This window comes from Nocardia sp. NPDC052112, assembly GCF_040680135.1.
Taxonomy (GTDB): domain Bacteria; phylum Actinomycetota; class Actinomycetes; order Mycobacteriales; family Mycobacteriaceae; genus Nocardia.
In genome coordinates, this window is sequence record NZ_JBFAWD010000015.1 from 95,245 (window position 1) to 111,701 (window position 16,457).

Genomic DNA, 16,457 nt, shown 5'->3' on the forward strand with positions numbered 1-16,457 from the left:
AGCGTGACGGGACCACCGGTTATCCGTAGGCCGCGGCCTGATGCGCCCTGGTCGGCATGCGATAACGATCAGGAGAACGTCTTGTGCGGAACTCCTACGGTCAGGCCGCCATCGACAACGAATTCGGCGCCCGTCGAATAGGACGATTCGTCGCTGGCCAGATAGGTCACCAGTGCCGATACCTCGGCGGGGTCGGCGCCGCGTCCGAGCGGGATCTGCAGGAAGTCCTCCGGGATGCCCTCGGTCATCGGCGTGCGGATCAGTCCGGGATGGATCGAATTCACCCGGATTCCGTACTGCGCCAACTCGAGTGCGGTCGATTTGGTGAGCCCGCGGACCGCGAATTTGGTGGCGGTGTACCCGTGCAGGCCGGGGCTGCCGCGCATGCCCTCGACCGAGGAAATATTGATGACCGAACCGCCGCCCGCCTCGATCATCGCGGGTGTGGCTGCCTGCATGCCGAGGAAGGTGCCGGTCAGATTGATATCGATGATCTTGCGCCACTCGGACAATTCGAAGTCGACGAGCAGATTGCCGTTGACGATTCCGGCATTGTTCACCAGGACATGCAGCGCACCGAAGCGCTGCACGGCTTCGGCGACCGCATTCTGCCACTGTTGCTTTTCGCGCACGTCGAGATGGATGTAGGCGGCGCGGTCGCCGATTTCTTCAGCCAGCGCGGCGCCCTCCTCGTCGAGGATGTCGCCGAGCACCACTCGCGCGTCCTCGGCCACCAACGCCCGCGCGTGCGCCGCGCCCATGCCCCGCGCCCCGCCGCTGATCAGTGCCACCTTACCGGTCAACCGCCCCATCGCGGCCTCCTCTCGCTCCCGTCGACTTACTGAAACACGTTACAGAGGATTTGCCGATCCGCTCTCGCCTCGGTACCGCCCAGTGGAACTCGGGGCTGCTGTGCGATCTATGGATGCGGCATCGCGTGGCGATTCGATGATGGGTGGCGCCTCGGCGCGAATCAATTACGGCCTGAACAAGGTGCGCTTCCCCGCGCCCGCCGGTTCCCGCATCCGCGGCCGCGCCCGGATCGTGAGTGTCGACGAGGTCTCCGGCGGCCTGCAGATCGTCATCCGGGCGACCATCGAGCGCGAGGGCGGCGATAAGCCCGCGTGCATCGCCGAATACATCGTCCGCGCCCTCGCCTGAGCGGCGGCGGCTCGTATGGCATCATCGATATAGAACGCGTTCTAGTATTGCCGCGGACCGCGAGGAGGCCGACGATGACGAATCCCGCGGTGGTGGCCATGCGGCGGTTCGCTCGGCGTTCGGGCGTGCCGGATATCGCCGAGGTGCCCGGTGGACGGCTCGTCGAACTGCCGGGGCGCGGGCGCACCTACGTCGTCGATATTCCGGGTCCCGAGGGTGCACCGGCATTGATTCTGCTGCACGCCACCGCCTGCACGGGCTACCTGACCTGGTTTCCGGCACTCGAAGCGCTGGCCGAGCGATATCGGGTGATCGTCTTCGATCAGCGCTGGCACGGCCGTGGCATCCGCTCGGAGCGGTTCTCGGTGCGCGATTGTGCCGATGACGTGGTCGCGGTCGCCGACGCACTCGGCGTCGAGCGCGCGATCCTGGCCGGATACTCTCTCGGCGGCGTCGTGGCATTGCTTGCCGCACGCCGACATTCGGATCGGGTGCGCGGTCTGGTGCTGTGCGCGACACCGTATCGGTTCCAGGAGAAGTTGCGCGAGCGCGCTTTTCATCAGGCCTTCGGCGCATTCGCCGACGCCATCGGCCCCTATTCGTACCGCCGTGCGGCCGAGTACGTCGGCCGACTACCCGAGTTGCCGGAGCATACGTGGGCGCCGGGAAAACTGAATCGCTGGGCTCTCGACGAATTTCGCAGCAGCAGTGGTTGGGCCATGGCGCAGGTCATCGCCGAGGTCGGCCGATTCGATGCGACCGCATGGCTTTCCACACTGAGTATGCCGACCGCCGTCGTGATCACGACGCGGGACCGTGCGATTCCGGTCTATCGGCAATTGGAGATGGCGACCATGATTCCCGGTGCGAGCATTCATCTGGTCAAGGCCGGTCACGCATCCTGCGTGCTCGAGGCCGACCGCTTCGTGCCGGTACTGCTGCAGGCCTGTGCCGCCGTTGCCGCAAGGCAATAGGAAACTTCGAATGCGGCCCTGTTCGGCGGCAGTGGCGAACAGGGCAGCGGTGGGCGTCAGCCCAGATCGCGTGCCGCGGTCAGCAATTCATCGACGACGCCGGGGACCTCATCGGCGATTGCCTGCAGATCGGGCACCAGTTCCCGGCAGGCGATGAACCCGAAGTCCAGATCGCCGTTATTGGACAGTACGGTCACCGTCAGTCCCGCGCCATGGAAAACCGGCCCGAACGGATACATGGCCTCGACCCGATGCCCCAGGAAATACAACGGCATCGGCGGGCCCGGCACATTCGATACCACCAGGTTGTGCACCACCGGATGGCGTTCGGCCAATTTCAGCGACGAGTAGACGCGCGCCGCTAGCTGAAAGGTGTTCGGCGGAGCGTACTTCGACCAGTCCATCAGGAAATCCGCGCCGACGAATTCGTGTTCGTCCTTGGCGTCGCGGTTGGCCTCGGCCACCTGCCGCAGGCGCTCCACCGGATCGGCGATATCGGTCCCGAGTCTGGAGAACAGCGAGGAAACCTTGTTGATGCCCGCGGTGTGCCGGCAGGTGTCGTGCACCGATACCGGCACCGAGGCGATCAGGGATTTGTCGGGCAGCTCGCCGTGCTTGTCCAGATAGGTGCGCAGTAGGCCCGCGACAATGGTCAGGACGACATCGTTGACCTTCACATCGAAGGCGGTCTTGATCTCTTTGATCGCGCCGAGATCGGTCTCGGCGCAGGCCACCACGCGATCCGGACTTATCGCTCCGTTGAACGGGGTTCGCGGCGCGGTCAACGGTAAGGCCATGCCCCCCTGGTTGTTTCGGCGCCGCTGCGCGAAACCGGCAACCATGCCGAGGGTTTTCGGCACCATGCCGACCAGCCCGAGCCTGTTCGGCAGGTTGAGCACTGCCTCGGCCGCCAGCTTCACATCGCTGGGCTGGGGTTCCGGGTGCCACTCCGCGGCCGGTTCGGACTCGGCGAGCCCGGGTTCCAGATCGCACAGATGCATCATCATGTTGGTGCCGGTGATGCCGTCCACGGCGGCGTGGTGGTACTTGCAGATCACCGCCAGTGTGCCGTCCGCCAGGTGTTCCACCACGCTCATTTCCCACAGCGGACGGCTGCGATCCATGGGCACACTGGCGATCTCGCCGACCAGGTCGGCGAGTTCCCGCCGTTCCAACGGGCGCGACGTTTCGATGCGTCGGACATGGTGGTCCAGATCGAAATCCGGGTCTTCCACCCAGACCGGATGGTCGAGATTGAACGGCACCTCGTGGATCCGCCGCCGCATCTGTGGGATCAGCGGCAGCCTGCGGCCGAGTTCTGCTTTGAATATGTCGAAGGTGTAGGGCACGCCCCCTGCGGCGGGATCCAGGATCAGCAACGCGCATACGTGCAGGTGCTGAGTCCCGGTCTCGAGGTACAGGAAGCTGGCATCCAATCCGGTTAGTCGCTCCATAGCCAAAGACTACTAGAACGTGTTCTAGTTTACTGCTCGATCGCGGGGATATCGGTCACAGTGGATCACTCTATTGTCAAGCGGGCTTTTCGGTCGCACTCCTCGCGGCCGGCCATGTGTGTAACCGAGGGTTTCATATACGTGTATGATCATTGCTACGGGCATGAAGGAAGGCCCGCAATGTCGCGGTCGTGGCTCTTTTCGAGCTGTGGCGCGGCGGGTGAGATCGAGGAGTATCGATGAAGCTACTTCGTAGGGCGCGGCAGCGGGTGGACATCGATCCCGGTGCGGTCGTCCTCAACGCGCGCAATGTGCGGTTCGACTGGGCGGATACCCCCTTGCACTGGATGCCTGCCGAACCCATCGCCTCGCATCTGATCAATGCGTTGAACCTGTTGCTGCCCGAGGGTGAGCGGATGTTCTGCGCTGCGTATTCCGAGGCGCTGCCGTATGTGAAGGACGAGAAGCTGCGCGAGGCCATGCTCGGCTTCATCGGTCAGGAATCCATGCACGCCGAGACGCACGACAGGGTGCTGCACGAGGTGCTGGCCGCGAACGGCATCGACCCGCAACCGTATGTGCGACAGGCGGAATACCTGTTCCGCAAATCGCTCGGGCCCAAGGATATCGATGGCATCGCCCGGCGGCAGGTCATGGTGGAGCGACTGGCAATCATCGCCTGTCTGGAACATTTCTTCGCCTACCTCGGCGATTGGGTGCTCAATGCCGATCTGGAAAAGTTCGGCGCCGACCCGAGAGTGGCCGACCTGTTCCGCTGGCACGGAGCCGAGGAGGTCGAGCATCGGCACGTCGCCCACGATGTGGCCGTCTACTTCGGCGCCGGATACGTGCGGCGGGCCGCGATCATGACGATCGTCTTCCCGATCTTCATCACGCTGGTGGTGCGCGGCACCAAATTCATGGTGCACCAGGACCCTGCGCTGCCCGACCTCGGATATCCGCGTCTCATCATGCAGGTCTTCGGTTCGATGTGGCGCGGTGCGCTGCCCGGTGTGCCCTCACTGCTGTGGAGTGCGCTGACGACATTCAAGCCCGGATACAACCCGGAGTCCGTCGGTTCGACAGCACAGGCGGTCGCGTATCTGGCCAAATCGCCCGCGGCCCAGGCGGTTGCGTCTTGAACTGGCGGCCGATACCGGAGCAGTTGCCGGCCGATCTGTTCGGCAAGCGCGACCAGGATCGGGCCGTGCGGGTCCTCGACGCGGTCGCCTCGGCGCGGCTGCGGTGGACCACGATCGTCAACCGCCGCGAGCTGTCACCGCGCGCCGATGATCACCGACTTTCGTTGGTGGTGACCGGTCGACGCATCGAGGCGCACGACCAGGATGTGGTGAGCTTGCGGCTGGAATCGCCGGATGCGCGCGAACTTCCGCCGTGGCGGCCGGGTGCGCATCTGGATCTGGAGTTGCCGTCGGGTCGGTTGCGACAGTACTCGCTGTGTGGCGATCCGGCCGATACCCGGGCGTATCGCATTGCGGTGCGTCGCATTCCGGATGGCGGCGGTGGTTCGGTGGAGGTGCACGACGCACTACGGGTCGGATCGCGCACCGTGGTTCGTGGTCCGCGCAACGCTTTTCCGTTCGCCGTACCTGGTCACGGATCACCCGCCGCGCGTTTGCATTTCGTCGCGGGCGGGATCGGGATAACGCCGATTCTGCCGATGGCGCGGTTGGCGATGCGGCTCGGTGTCGATTGGTCGATGGTGTACACCGGGCGCAGTCGCGACGCGATTCCGTTTCTCGACGAGATCGCGGGATTCGGTGCGCGCGTCACCGTGCGCACCGATGACGAACACGGATTGCCCGACGCCGCAACGCTGCTCGCCGGAGTCACCTCCGATACCGCGGTTTACTGCTGCGGTCCGGTTCCGATGACTACCGCCGTCGCGGAAGCAGTGCGCGAAATGCCTGGTATCGAACTGCATTCCGAGCGATTTTCACCGCCACCGATCGTCGATGGTCTCCCCTTCGAGATCGAATTCGCTTCCACCGGTGAAGTTGTCGAGGTGCCCGCGGACGAGTCGGCACTGGCGACGATTCTGCGGAGCCGCCCGGATCGACCGTATTCGTGCCGCCAGGGCTTCTGCCGGACCTGCACAGTGCGGGTGCTCTCCGGTGCGCCGGAGCATCGCGAGAGCGTGCTCACAGCCGCAGATCACGAGGCGGGGGAGATGCTCGTCTGCGTCTCGCGGGCGCGGGGCGGGCGATTGGTATTGGACCTGTGAGTAGGAACCTCGAGGAGTGACGTCAATGAAGACGACCGACCTGGACTCGGCCGCGACGCGGCGGATCGTGCGCAGCGGCGAATTCGATATCGCCGTTTTCGAATCCGGCGATCCTGGTGCGGAAACCATTGTGCTGGTGCATGGTTGGCCGGACACTCATCATCTCTGGAATGCGGTGGTACCGCTGTTGACCGAGCGCTTCCACGTCGTCACCTACGACACCCGCGGCCACGGGGAGTCCACCCGCACCCGGCGCGCCCAGGACTTCCGCCTGGATGCGCTGGCCGGTGACTTCTTCGCTGTCGCCGACGCGGTCAGTCCCGATCGGCCGGTGCACGTCCTCGCGCACGACTGGGGTTCGGTACAGGTGTGGGAGGCGGTGTGTGAACCGCGGGCTGCGGCGCGGGTCGCCTCGTTCACCTCGGTGTCCGGACCGAATCTGGATCATCTCGCGAAGTGGGTGCGCGCCAGACTGTCCCGGCCGACGCCGCGTAATCTGTGGCAGCCACTCACCCAGGCGTTGTCGTCGGGATACACGATCTTCTCCATGACACCGGGCCTCAATCGGGTATTCCGGGTGGTCGCGCACGAAAAGCGTTGGCAGCGCATTGTTTCGATCATGAACGACACCGCGCCGTCGAATATCGTGCTCGGTCCGACGTTCCGTCGCGACGCGGTCGAGGGCTTGCTCATCTACCGTGCCAATATCCTGCCGCGAATGCTCGCCCCGCGTGAGCGCCACACCGAGGTGCCGGTGCAGTTGATCGTCGCCGGTCGCGATGTCGCGGTGCGGCCCGCGGGCTATGACGATCAGCGCAAATGGGTTTCGCGGCTGTGGCGACGCGATGTGCCCGCCGGACATTGGATGCCGTTCTCGCATCCCGAATTGCTCGCAACCGCAACCACCGAGCTCATCGACGCGGTCAATGGCGGTGTGGCGGCGCGGGGGCTGCGTCGTGCCGAAATGGGGCGCAGCCGAAGGCTGTTCGAGGATCAGCTGGTGGTGATCACCGGCGGCGGCAGCGGTATCGGTCGCGAGACGGGCTTGGCGTTCGCGCGGTTGGGTGCCGAAATCGTGCTGTCGGATATCAATCTGGACGCCGCCAAGGAAACGATGGAGCTGATCGCCGCCGAAGGCGGTGCGGCGCATGCCTATCAGCTCGATGTCTCCGATGAGGAAGCGGTGCACGTGCACGCGGCCGAGGTGCTCGCCGTGCACGGCGAGCCCGACATTCTGATCAACAATGCCGGAATCGGGCAGGCCGGTCGATTCTTCGATACGCCGTCGGCGGAGTTCGATCGCGTCATGCGGATCAATCTCGGCGGTGTGGTCAACGGGTGTCGTGCCTTCGGATCAGCGATGGCCGAACGTGGGCTCGGCGGGCATATCGTCAACCTGTCCAGCATGGCGGCCTACAGTCCGCAGCAGGGGTTCAGCGCATACTCCACCAGTAAGTCGGCGGTATTCATGTTCTCCGACTGTCTGCGTGCGGAACTGGCCGGGCGCGGCATTTCCGTGCACACCATCTGCCCCGGCATCGTGCATACCAATATCGTTGCCACCACCAGGTTTTCGGGTGTCAGCGCGGACGAGGAGCAGCGCAAGCAGGAGCGCTACGACAAGTTGTATCGGGCGCGGCGCTACGGTCCGGAGAAGGTGGCGGCGCAGATCGTGCGTGCGGTCGAACGCGATCGCAGCATAGTGCCGGTCACCCCGGAGGCGCGGCTGCAGTACCAGTTCAACAAGTTCGCCCCGTCGGTGGTGCGGTTCGTCGCCGCGCGGGTGAAGCTCACCTGAGCTGAATCAAGAAGGTGTGTCGGCGAGTTCGGCCTCGATGGCCGCGACTCGCTCCGCGCCGATGCCCCACGGGTGCTCGACGCCCACCTTGCTGTCGAGATCCCAGAGCACACACGTTTCACCGGGCTTTGCGACCATCGACCACGCGACCACCGTGCGGCCGAGCTGTTCGCCCATGGATCCGTGCGAATTGCCTTTCGTGGCCACGCCTTCCGGAAAATGATGGAGGAACCGGCCGTATGCCGTGGCGCAGAATGCGGCATACATTTCGGTGCACAGAATGAATCCGTGCCAGGCCTCGTCGACCGCATGGGAGGGCATGCCGATGACCTGGCCGTCGCGCATGGCCGCGCCACAACAGCGCAGCCACTGCCGCAGCCCGGTTTCCACCAGTTCCCGTGGCTGGGGGATGGCAGCCGGCGGGGTGGGTAAACGCTGCCACGGGCTGGTTTTGAAGACCGCGTCGGGAAATTCGAGCGCGGCCACCGCCCGGTCGACAGCACGCAAGTCGATTCGGCGTTGGGTACGGTTTCCGAGACGTAAGAAGGCCACGATTCACTGTACGGCGAATGGGCGTTTGTTCGGCGAGCCGTTGCTTTTCGTGGGTTCAGTGCGGGGGAGTGGGCCTATACGATTTCGGAATGGCGGCTTTCTTGGTTCTACTGCTGGTGATTCTCGTGATCGGCGGTGGCGTAGCGGCATTGGTCGTGTATCTGATCGTGCGGGCGACCAGCAGGCCGTTGCCGCCCGGACAGGGGTATGGGGGTTCCGGTGACTCGCCGTGGACTTACGGCGCTGCCGGGTTCGATTCGGGGGTGGGCTTCGACCCGGGCAGTGGCGGTGGTCATGGGCATGGCCACGGACATCACGGCCACGACGGTGGCAGCGGCAGCAGTTGTGGTGGGGGAAGTAGCTGTGGTGGTGGCAGTAGTTGTGGTGGTGGGGGAAGTAGTTGTGGTGGTGGGGGAAGTAGCTGTGGCGGTGGCGGGTCATGATGGTGCGTCTGCTGCTGGTCTTACTGATTACGGTCGTCCTCATGGGCGGGATCGCCGGTTTCGTGCTGGTGATGTCCAACCTGCCCAGTCGGTCGCCCCGACGTGGATTCGGGTGGATCGGGGGAACCAGCTCGTCGTCGTGGGATGCCGGAGATTCCGGCGGCGGTGACTCCGGGAGTTCGGGCGGTTGTGGCGGAGGCAGTGGCGGTTGTGGCGGGGGCGGTGGTAGTGGCGGTGGATGTGGTGGTGGCGGGAGTAGCTGCGGCGGAGGCGGTTCCTGACCCAGTTGTTCCATCGCAGCCCGGTGTCGGCACCTTCTGGTTGGCAGTCCAGCACCGGTGCGAATCGCGACAACAGGTGCGGCTCGTCGGGCCAGGCGGGGTTGGCTGTCGACTCGGGTTCGATTCTCGAGTTCCGCGCTCAGCGTAATCGGCGCGCTCGGCTTGACCTCAACAGTGCTTCAGGTTCCAGGCTGGTCCCTGTCGGATCGAGTCAGGAAATGATGGAGGTTGTCATGCGCGCTGTGCACGCTACGGAATTCGGTGGGCCCGAGGTACTTTCGGTACATGAGGTGCCCGAGCCCGTTGCCGGGCCGGGACAGGTGGTCGTCGATGTCGCGGCCGCCGATGTCATGTTCCTCGATGTCCAACTCCGAAGTGGTTGGGGCGCCGAGTTCTTCCAGATCGAACCACCGTATGTGCCGGGTGGTGCGGTCGCCGGGGTGGTTGCTTCGGTCGGTCCGGACGTCGACCCGAGTTGGGTCGGCAAGCGCGTTGTCACCGATACCGCCGCGAGCGGCATCGGGGGTGGCCAGCCGATCGGTGGCTACGCGGAGCAGGCACTCGCCAAGGCGGAAACCCTGGTCGCCGTGCCCGAGGCGCTGAGCCTGTCGGCGGCAGTGGCACTCGCCCACGACGGCAGGACCGCGCTCGCCATCTTCGATCGAGCCGCGATCCGACCCGGTGAGTGGGTGATCATTACCGCGGCGGGCGGGGGATTGGGCACCCTGCTGATTCAGCTCGCCCGCGCGGCCGGCGCGAATGTGGTTGCCGCGGCACGTGGTAGCGCAAAACTGGAACTCGCGGCACGACTCGGCGCGAATGCGGTCGTCGACTACTCCGAATCCGACTGGTCGGCGAAGGCGCGTGCCGCGACCGGTGGGGCCGGTGCCGAGGTCGTATTGGACGGCGCGGGTGGCGCATTGGGTGCGGGCGCGATCGAAGCCGCGGTCGACGGCGGACGCTTCATCGGATATGGCGCTGCCGCAGGACAATTCGCAGATATTGATCGAGAAGCATTGGTGGCGAGGGGGATCGGCGTACTCGGGTTGTTCGATCTGACCGGGCAGGGCGATATCGATTGGCTCGCCTTGGTCGAACGTGCGCTGGCCGATGCGGCGGCCGGACGGCTGGAAGTCGTTATCGGACAATCCTTCCCGCTCGAGCAGGCCGATCGCGCACATCTGACAATTGAATCGCGAGCGGCCCTGGGACGCACACTTCTTACGGTCTGAACGGCCTTCCGTGGCAACTTGTCTCAGGTACCTGCGAGTACCACGGCTGGGCGCTAGGGTGCCCGCGTGGAAACACTGATTGTCGTTGTCGTCGTCCTCGCCGTGCTCGGTCTCGTCGCTCTCATCGTGCAGTGGGCCAGCCGCCCGCCGCGGAGCGAGTCTCGTTGGGACCGTGGTGATGTCGAGGACGACTACGAAGCTTGGGAAGCCGACTGACTCAGCCGACCGGAGACAGCACCACCACCGCGATCGGCCGTTTGGTCATCTTCTGGTACGCGCTGTAGCGCCCCTGATTGACCTTGTCGACGATCGCCCAGCGCCGCGCGTAATCCGGATCGTCGGGCAGCGTTGCCCGCGCGACCACCGATACCTTGCGTCGCCCGACCTGAATCTCACACTCCGGCGCAGCCTTGACATTCGCCAACCACCCCGGTGGCCGCGGCGACCCACCATTCGACGCGGTCACCAAGTAATCCGCCCCATCGCGCCCATAGGTCAGCGCGGACGTCCGTGGCTGCCCCGTCTTGCGCCCCACCGTCCGCAACAACAACGTCGGATTCCCGAACAGCAGCCGATGCCCCACCACCCCGCCGCTGTTCTCATAAACCCACTGATGCACCTTCAGCACATTCGCAAACACACTCGCCACAGCCCACCCTCCAGCCTGTTTCCGGATTACACCCCCACCCTAGCCACCCGCACCCCCACCTTCCGGCACCACGCCACCCCATCCGAGTGGTGCCCGCCCCACCCAACCCGGTACCATCCCCAACGCTGTCGGTATCCACCGAACACGGGGCGGTAGCTCAGTCGGTTAGAGCCGTGGACTCATAATCCATTGGTCGCGGGTTCGAGCCCCGCCCGCCCCACAAATCCCCAGGTCAGGGGCTTGCGGACGGTGTTTGGGTAGTGCTTTAACCGCCCAGGTCACCACTTACTCACCTTTTTCAAATTGCGGGTACATCTTGCTCGCTCCCCCTCCCGACACCCTGGCTGACCAGGGCATCGGGAGCTGGCTGTTTGCTAACCAGTGATGACCGATGTCAGGCGTCGCCGGTCACTCACAATGGTCATGTTCGGCTCGTCGTGGCAATCCCGTCTTGCTCATCCGGCAGAGCGAAGGCCGCGAAACGATTCCTGGCGTCCGGACCTTGATGGGTGCGTTCGACGTAGTGCCGTCGTGTCACCGCTTCGGTGTTGCCGAGTTGGGCGGCCGCGACACCGATATCGGATTGCCCGCCGTCGGCGTCTTCGGCCAGATGCGTGCCGACGGTCTTGCGCGCCGCATGGGGGTTCTGGGGTATCCCCGTGACTCCGATGCGGTCGAGTGCCCGCTGTAGTTGCTTGCGGGCATTGCGAGGGTCGCGCAGGGTCCCTTGTTGGGAGGGGAACACGAGATCTTCGGGCTCATGCGGTATGAAGTCGCGGCGGGCGGTCAGTCTCTCTACGGCCCATTCAGCCAGCAGCAGTCGGCGTTTGCCATTCGGGCCGCCCTTGGGGTGCGGTTGGATGATCATCCCGCCGCCGCGTATACGGACGACGGTCCCCTCAACGAGCACCGTGGGCTTGTTGGCGTCGAGATCGAGGTGCTTCCACTTCAGTACCATCGTCTCGCCGATTCGGCATCCAGTGGCCAACAGTAGATCGACCAGATCGGCGATACCGTTCGCGACGGCGAGCTTGTCACCGCGTAGCCCGCTTCGGATGCGTTGCACCTCGTTCAGCGACCACGCCACAACCGGTTTGTCTTCGACCTGAATCGGTGCGAGCAGTTTGACGATATTTCCGGTACTGGCGCCGTATCGGCTTGCGAGCGTCCACAGTCCGGACAAGCAGGTCTTCGCGAGTTACGCGGTCGGCCTGCCCACTTCGTCGGCGATGTCTTCGAGTAACCCTTCCAGCACCTGAGTGGTGCACTCGGCGATGGTCAGCTTGCCGATTCTGGGGACGATGTGGAGGTCCAGTATCTCCCCGTATCGGCGTTTGGTGTTCGCCGACAGCTTGGAGCGCTCGACTTTTATCCGCCATCGCTCGGCAAGGCGGTGCACGAGCGTATCCGCCGTGATTTCGGACTTCGAGGGCGCGACCCGCCGGGCCAACTTTTCCTCGAGCGCTGCTATGGCCTTGCTCTTGGATTTCCCGGTCGCTTCCACCTTCCGCAGGGCGCCGTCGAGGTCGCGAAGCCTGGTCTTTGCTATGTGCCGGATCGGTTTTCCAGCTGCATCCCGAACGACAGTGACTGCGATCTTCCCGTGCCGTCCGGGCTTGATTCGTTCGCGCGGCATCAGGCATCCTCGCCGTCCGCGCGCGCGACAGCGCGATTATTCATTTGTACTCCCGTGGATATCAATTCCGGGTGCTAGCCCGACGTGTGCACTCCAATTCTACTGGGAGGCAGATAATTACGCGGTTTGTGACGCGCTCATACAGTGGAATAGATTGTTATTGCTTGCAATCTGTGGATGTTGCGAGCTCATCTGAATCTTTAATGGGGGCCGGGGATGTCGGTTCGTCGCAGCCAACGCGCAGATGGGATCGAACACGAGCTTGCGCTGTTCGCGGCCGAGGAGGGCGGCCTCTGGTGGTGCGACGAACGGCTCATCGAGCTCGAGTGTGATACCGGACCAGTGCGCGACATCGCGCATGTCCAATGATGCAGTTCGCGCGCCGTCGTCATGTGTGACCACGCGCTGATCAGCTGAGCCGAAAGCTGAGGTGACTGGCACAGAATCAGTCATAATCACCATAGCCGCAATAAGATTCAGCTATCGATAGCAAGCTGTGGGGGGCCGGAAACCGTGAAGTCATTCACAATCGCACTACTCGGTATCGCCGCGACGCTAACAGTGATGGCGGGGGATCTAGGGTCTTGTGGTTGGATACCACGATTTGCATCGAACCCGAACGCCACTCCGACATGTGACGACAAGACTGCCCATTTCTACACCGTCCATAGCGTGACCGAAGGCACATCCCGAACCAGGGAACCGACCAATACCCACTCGCGTCTAACCTGTTGATCCGCACCAACGTTCGAGGAGGCTGCATGACAGGCCAACCCGGCTCGACCCCCAACGATTTCGCGCTGGTCCCCGACGAAGTCGCCGACGCCGGCCGGTACGTCCAGCAGGTCGCCGAATCGCTCGTCAATGGCCTGAACTCGATCGATGCGGACATCACAGCACTGCTGTCCAATTGGCGCGGCACCTCCGCAGATTCGTTCAGCGCGGGGTGGACAGAAACCAAGCAGGGCGCCGACACCATCCTCGACGCGCTGGCCGAAATGGCCGAACTGCTCGGTGTCACAAGCAAGACCCTGGACGATCAGGACAGAGTGCGGGCAGACACCACCCGCGCGTTCACCGGGTCGCTGGACCTTCCGGAGTTGTGATGGTCGAGAACGCACAGCCTTTCCGTGTCGATCTCGACGAGCTCGAACAAATGGTTGCCCGGGTGTCGGGGTTTATCGGTTTCCTCAACGACAGTCTCGACGGGTTGCAGCAGCGAATCTCGACGGTGCAGCAGAACTGGAACGGTGCCGCCGCGAATGCGCAGGCCGAGGCTTTTCGCGAGTGGCACACCGGGGCGACCGATGTTTCCGAGGGTATCGATACGATGCGCCAAGCCGTCCGGGATGCGCACGACCGGTACACGGCCGCTATCGCCGCGAATCTTGCGATGCTGGGCAGGTCGTAGGAGCCGATGACAACGTTGGTAGTCGATCCCGCGGTGTATTCCTCGGCTGGTAAGACACTGTATTCGTATGCCACCGCGTGCCAGCGGATCTTCTCCACACAGATCGCCGCGCTGAGCGAAACCGCCCATATGGGCGGCAATGTGGGCGAATCGAAAGCGTGGGCCACGTCCTATGATTCGACCGTTACCACGGCGAGGAGTATGACCGAGCTGCTCGTCACCGCGATGGGCAACTACGCCGGCATACTGAATCAGCTCGGCTACAACCACGCTCTCGCGGATTACGTTGCGGGAACCGGCCGACCAGAACCGACGAAACCAGCGGATTTGCTGCCTGCATGGTCGGTATGCGTGACACCGCCGCCCTCGGCAGGCGGACCCGGTAGTGGCCTGTTCGACGATGTCGGGTTCGCGGTGTCGGCGCTCGAGGATTTCGGCGTGTCGATGCCCGACGGGGAACCGAACGACTTGCAGACCGCCGCCGATGCCTGGGACAAGCTCGCCTCCTCCGAATCGGGGGTGGGCAACCTGCCGACGCTGCTGGACCAGCTGGCGAAGACATTCGAGAGCGAAACCGCTCCCGATGCCTCCCATGTCGACGAAGACATCCGGGAACTGAAAGCATCCGCCGAGGGCGTGCTCACCCTCTACAAGGACCTCGCCAAATCCTGCCGCGACCATCGCTCCGCGATTCTGGAGTTCCGGACACAATTGGGCCAACTGCTGGTCGATCTCGCCAAAGATCTCGCGCAGGAAGTCGCCGAGACCGTCGTCCTCAGTGTGATAGCGGGTGCGTTGACGGCCGGGTTCGGTGCCGCGGCGATCGCCGCAGCCAAAGCGGGCAAGCTCGCACTGAAGATGAAAAAGTATGTCGACCGGGTGCTCGCCGCCAAACGCTTAGCGAAATTCGTCGACAAAGTCACCGAAACCGGCGAGGATCTCGCAGCGAGACGGGCAGCGCTCCAGCGCATCGCCGACCTCATGGCACAGCGCACGGCCGATATCGCCAGGATCGCGCGCGACAAGTTGAAGAGTTCGCTTGACTACGCGCTCAAGGACGAACCGATGAAACATGTATTCGACTATTCGAAGCATAATCTAGACGAATTTGTCCAGCAATCCGGTAGCCGGGAACAAGCCATGACAAAATTGATTGAGAGTGTTCAGGGGGTTCCCGAGGGGGTCTACGGGCCGGGCAACGCTTTGGTGCGAACAATAGATGGGCATACGATACATATACGCGGCGCGATGATTGACGGTGTATTCAAGATCAGTACGGCATACATTCCCTAACGCTTTGGAAGGTGAGGAAATATGAATGGAACACCGACAATGCCACGCCCACTCTCTTCGTTGGAAGAGTCAATCATTCGGAAATTATTGTCGGTCGACTTTCCCGGTGCGAGTGAGTTCGTATCACAAATCGCGCACACTCGAGTGGCTGCCAAGTGGAGCGACGGGTCGCCGAGTCTCTATCTGCATGTCTCTTCCGATGCGCCGAAGTCGAGCTTTGAAGATGGCGAGTTGCCGGTATCCGGTGAAGTGACCGACCCGCGCGGGACTGTCACTGGATTCATCACCCTTTGGGCGGAGGATGGGTTTCTACACGGGCTCGAGTACGCGTGGCACACAGACCAGTGCCCAGTGTCGCTACCGAACCCGGCCGATGTCTTGATCAAGCGGTTCAAGTAACACCACCTACGAGGAGGGCTGATGAGTGCCACGCCGATTCAGCCGCGGGCGCTGACCGAGCTCGAGTCCGGTGTCGTCACCAAGCTGCTGTCCTCCGGTGCCGCCAGTGTGGGTGAGTTCCTGTCGCAGATCCCGTTCGTGCAGGTCGTCGCGACCTGGGGTGTCGGTTCGCCCAGCGTTGACCTGGCGGTGCTGCCCGGTGCGGTGTCGGCGTCCGGATCGACGGACGGGATCTGCGCCAGCGCCATTGGGTCCACAAGCGCTTTCACGACGCAATCGCTGCCGCCGACCATGGGGCTGGCCTTACCTGCTGAAGCACCGGCCAGTAGACCGGTTTCCCGTACTCGACCTGTTCGAACGCCCGTCAGGGACATGAGCTTTACTCGCTGCCACACTCACCCGCTACGAGAAGGTCGCGAAGGCGAAATCGGCGACATGAGACACCGTCTTAGTGCCTCCGGCATATCGAGTCAGGTACTCCATGGCGCCAGGTAGGCGTATGGTCAGCACGTGAGTCTGGGCAGGTAGATGTAGGAAACCGAAGCCACCCGAAGGTGCCTGTATCGCTGTCCGCCATAACCCAGAGATCGCAGGTCCAGATTGCCTCGACGATCGAAGCCACTGTGCCCTGCCCACATGAGACGAGGATTCCGTCCAGAACTCTGTACTTACTCCTTATTCGCGCCGAATTCGCCCTAATCTGTTGCGGTGCAGCATGATTCGAAAGAGGGCGGTCGGTGTCACTGAAATCTGGTGTATGTTAATCGAATTAGGATCATGAGCGGCCAAAAGCGGACGGCAGCAGGTGAATCGTGAGTTCATCGTGAAGGCTTGCCGCGGCCGATGGGGTCGGTGGAAGTGGAAGGCGAAGCCACTGCCAACCAGGGCAGGTGCATGCAACGGTGCCGCTAAAATTGTTTGTACACTAT

Annotated in this window: 17 protein-coding genes and 1 tRNA gene; 12 read left to right on the forward strand and 6 right to left on the reverse strand. The window is 63.4% G+C overall.

Annotation, left to right across the window (positions count from 1 at the left end):
- Positions 1-68: 68 nt before the first annotated feature.
- Positions 69-812 (reverse strand): glucose 1-dehydrogenase, encoded by a 744-nt coding sequence (locus AB0L58_RS26960; RefSeq protein WP_364390594.1) that lies wholly within the window; start codon positions 810-812, stop codon positions 69-71.
- Between the two features lie 109 nt (positions 813-921).
- Here AB0L58_RS26960 and AB0L58_RS26965 point away from each other — a divergent pair, with 109 nt between their 5' ends.
- Together AB0L58_RS26965 and AB0L58_RS26970 are read left to right on the forward strand one after the other, a co-directional pair.
- Complete coding sequence (locus AB0L58_RS26965) at positions 922-1,161, forward strand: hypothetical protein (RefSeq protein ID WP_364390595.1); 240 nt, start codon at positions 922-924, stop codon at positions 1,159-1,161.
- Positions 1,162-1,235: 74 nt separating this feature from the next.
- Positions 1,236-2,135, forward strand: a complete 900-nt coding sequence (locus tag AB0L58_RS26970; protein WP_364390596.1) for an alpha/beta hydrolase — start codon at positions 1,236-1,238, stop codon at positions 2,133-2,135.
- 56 nt (positions 2,136-2,191) lie between these two features.
- On the opposite strand, the gene AB0L58_RS26975 is transcribed toward AB0L58_RS26970, so the two are convergent.
- Positions 2,192-3,589 carry a wax ester/triacylglycerol synthase family O-acyltransferase gene (locus AB0L58_RS26975; protein WP_364390597.1) on the reverse strand — a complete coding sequence of 466 codons (1,398 nt, stop codon included), beginning with the start codon at positions 3,587-3,589 and terminating at the stop codon, positions 2,192-2,194.
- Between the two features lie 239 nt (positions 3,590-3,828).
- Between AB0L58_RS26975 and AB0L58_RS26980 the strand changes: the two genes are divergently transcribed.
- From AB0L58_RS26980 to AB0L58_RS26990, 3 genes are read left to right on the forward strand one after another with little or no spacing between them, the layout of a single operon-like run.
- Positions 3,829-4,731, forward strand: coding sequence for a metal-dependent hydrolase (locus AB0L58_RS26980; protein ID WP_364390598.1), 903 nt, complete (start codon positions 3,829-3,831; stop codon positions 4,729-4,731).
- A complete protein-coding gene (locus AB0L58_RS26985) occupies positions 4,728-5,834 on the forward strand; it encodes a PDR/VanB family oxidoreductase (protein WP_364390599.1) in 1,107 nt (368 codons plus the stop codon). Before AB0L58_RS26980 ends, AB0L58_RS26985 begins: the two co-directional genes overlap by 4 nt.
- A 25-nt stretch (positions 5,835-5,859) precedes the next feature.
- On the forward strand, positions 5,860-7,632 hold the full coding sequence (locus tag AB0L58_RS26990; RefSeq protein ID WP_364390600.1) for an SDR family oxidoreductase: 1,773 nt from the start codon (positions 5,860-5,862) through the stop codon (positions 7,630-7,632).
- A gap of 6 nt (positions 7,633-7,638) precedes the next feature.
- On the opposite strand, the gene AB0L58_RS26995 is transcribed toward AB0L58_RS26990, so the two are convergent.
- On the reverse strand, positions 7,639-8,145 hold the full coding sequence (locus AB0L58_RS26995) for a hypothetical protein (protein WP_364390730.1): 507 nt from the start codon (positions 8,143-8,145) through the stop codon (positions 7,639-7,641).
- A 996-nt stretch (positions 8,146-9,141) separates the two neighbouring features.
- Here AB0L58_RS26995 and AB0L58_RS27000 point away from each other — a divergent pair.
- A complete protein-coding gene (locus AB0L58_RS27000; protein ID WP_364390601.1) occupies positions 9,142-10,140 on the forward strand; it encodes a zinc-binding dehydrogenase in 999 nt (332 codons plus the stop codon).
- A gap of 66 nt (positions 10,141-10,206) precedes the next feature.
- On the forward strand, positions 10,207-10,356 hold the full coding sequence (locus AB0L58_RS27005; protein ID WP_364390602.1) for a hypothetical protein: 150 nt from the start codon (positions 10,207-10,209) through the stop codon (positions 10,354-10,356).
- A gap of 1 nt (position 10,357) precedes the next feature.
- Here AB0L58_RS27005 and AB0L58_RS27010 read toward each other — a convergent pair whose 3' ends face one another.
- Positions 10,358-10,789, reverse strand: a complete 432-nt coding sequence (locus tag AB0L58_RS27010) for a nitroreductase family deazaflavin-dependent oxidoreductase (protein WP_364390603.1) — start codon at positions 10,787-10,789, stop codon at positions 10,358-10,360.
- 146 nt (positions 10,790-10,935) lie between these two features.
- Here AB0L58_RS27010 and AB0L58_RS27015 point away from each other — a divergent pair.
- Positions 10,936-11,009: transfer RNA gene (locus tag AB0L58_RS27015), tRNA-Ile, on the forward strand.
- Positions 11,010-11,210: 201 nt separating this feature from the next.
- On the opposite strand, the gene AB0L58_RS27020 is transcribed toward AB0L58_RS27015, so the two are convergent.
- Entirely contained in the window at positions 11,211-11,972 is a 762-nt protein-coding gene (locus AB0L58_RS27020; RefSeq protein ID WP_364390604.1) for a tyrosine-type recombinase/integrase, read from the reverse strand.
- A 15-nt stretch (positions 11,973-11,987) separates the two neighbouring features.
- Positions 11,988-12,425, reverse strand: coding sequence for a hypothetical protein (locus AB0L58_RS27025; RefSeq protein WP_364390605.1), 438 nt, complete (start codon positions 12,423-12,425; stop codon positions 11,988-11,990).
- Positions 12,426-13,186: 761 nt separating this feature from the next.
- Here AB0L58_RS27025 and AB0L58_RS27030 point away from each other — a divergent pair.
- The 4 genes from AB0L58_RS27030 to AB0L58_RS27045 all read left to right on the forward strand — a co-directional run bounded on the left by AB0L58_RS27030 (position 13,187) and on the right by AB0L58_RS27045 (position 16,023).
- Entirely contained in the window at positions 13,187-13,531 is a 345-nt protein-coding gene (locus AB0L58_RS27030) for a WXG100 family type VII secretion target (RefSeq protein WP_364390606.1), read from the forward strand.
- The gene (locus AB0L58_RS27035; protein ID WP_364390607.1) at positions 13,531-13,836 is read left to right on the forward strand and encodes a WXG100 family type VII secretion target; all 306 of its coding nucleotides are present in this window, start codon (positions 13,531-13,533) and stop codon (positions 13,834-13,836) included. Before AB0L58_RS27030 ends, AB0L58_RS27035 begins: the two co-directional genes overlap by 1 nt.
- Positions 13,837-13,851: 15 nt before the next feature.
- On the forward strand, positions 13,852-15,129 hold the full coding sequence (locus AB0L58_RS27040; protein WP_364390608.1) for a hypothetical protein: 1,278 nt from the start codon (positions 13,852-13,854) through the stop codon (positions 15,127-15,129).
- Positions 15,130-15,549: 420 nt separating this feature from the next.
- Positions 15,550-16,023 (forward strand): hypothetical protein, encoded by a 474-nt coding sequence (locus AB0L58_RS27045; RefSeq protein ID WP_364390610.1) that lies wholly within the window; start codon positions 15,550-15,552, stop codon positions 16,021-16,023.
- Positions 16,024-16,457 lie beyond the last annotated feature (434 nt).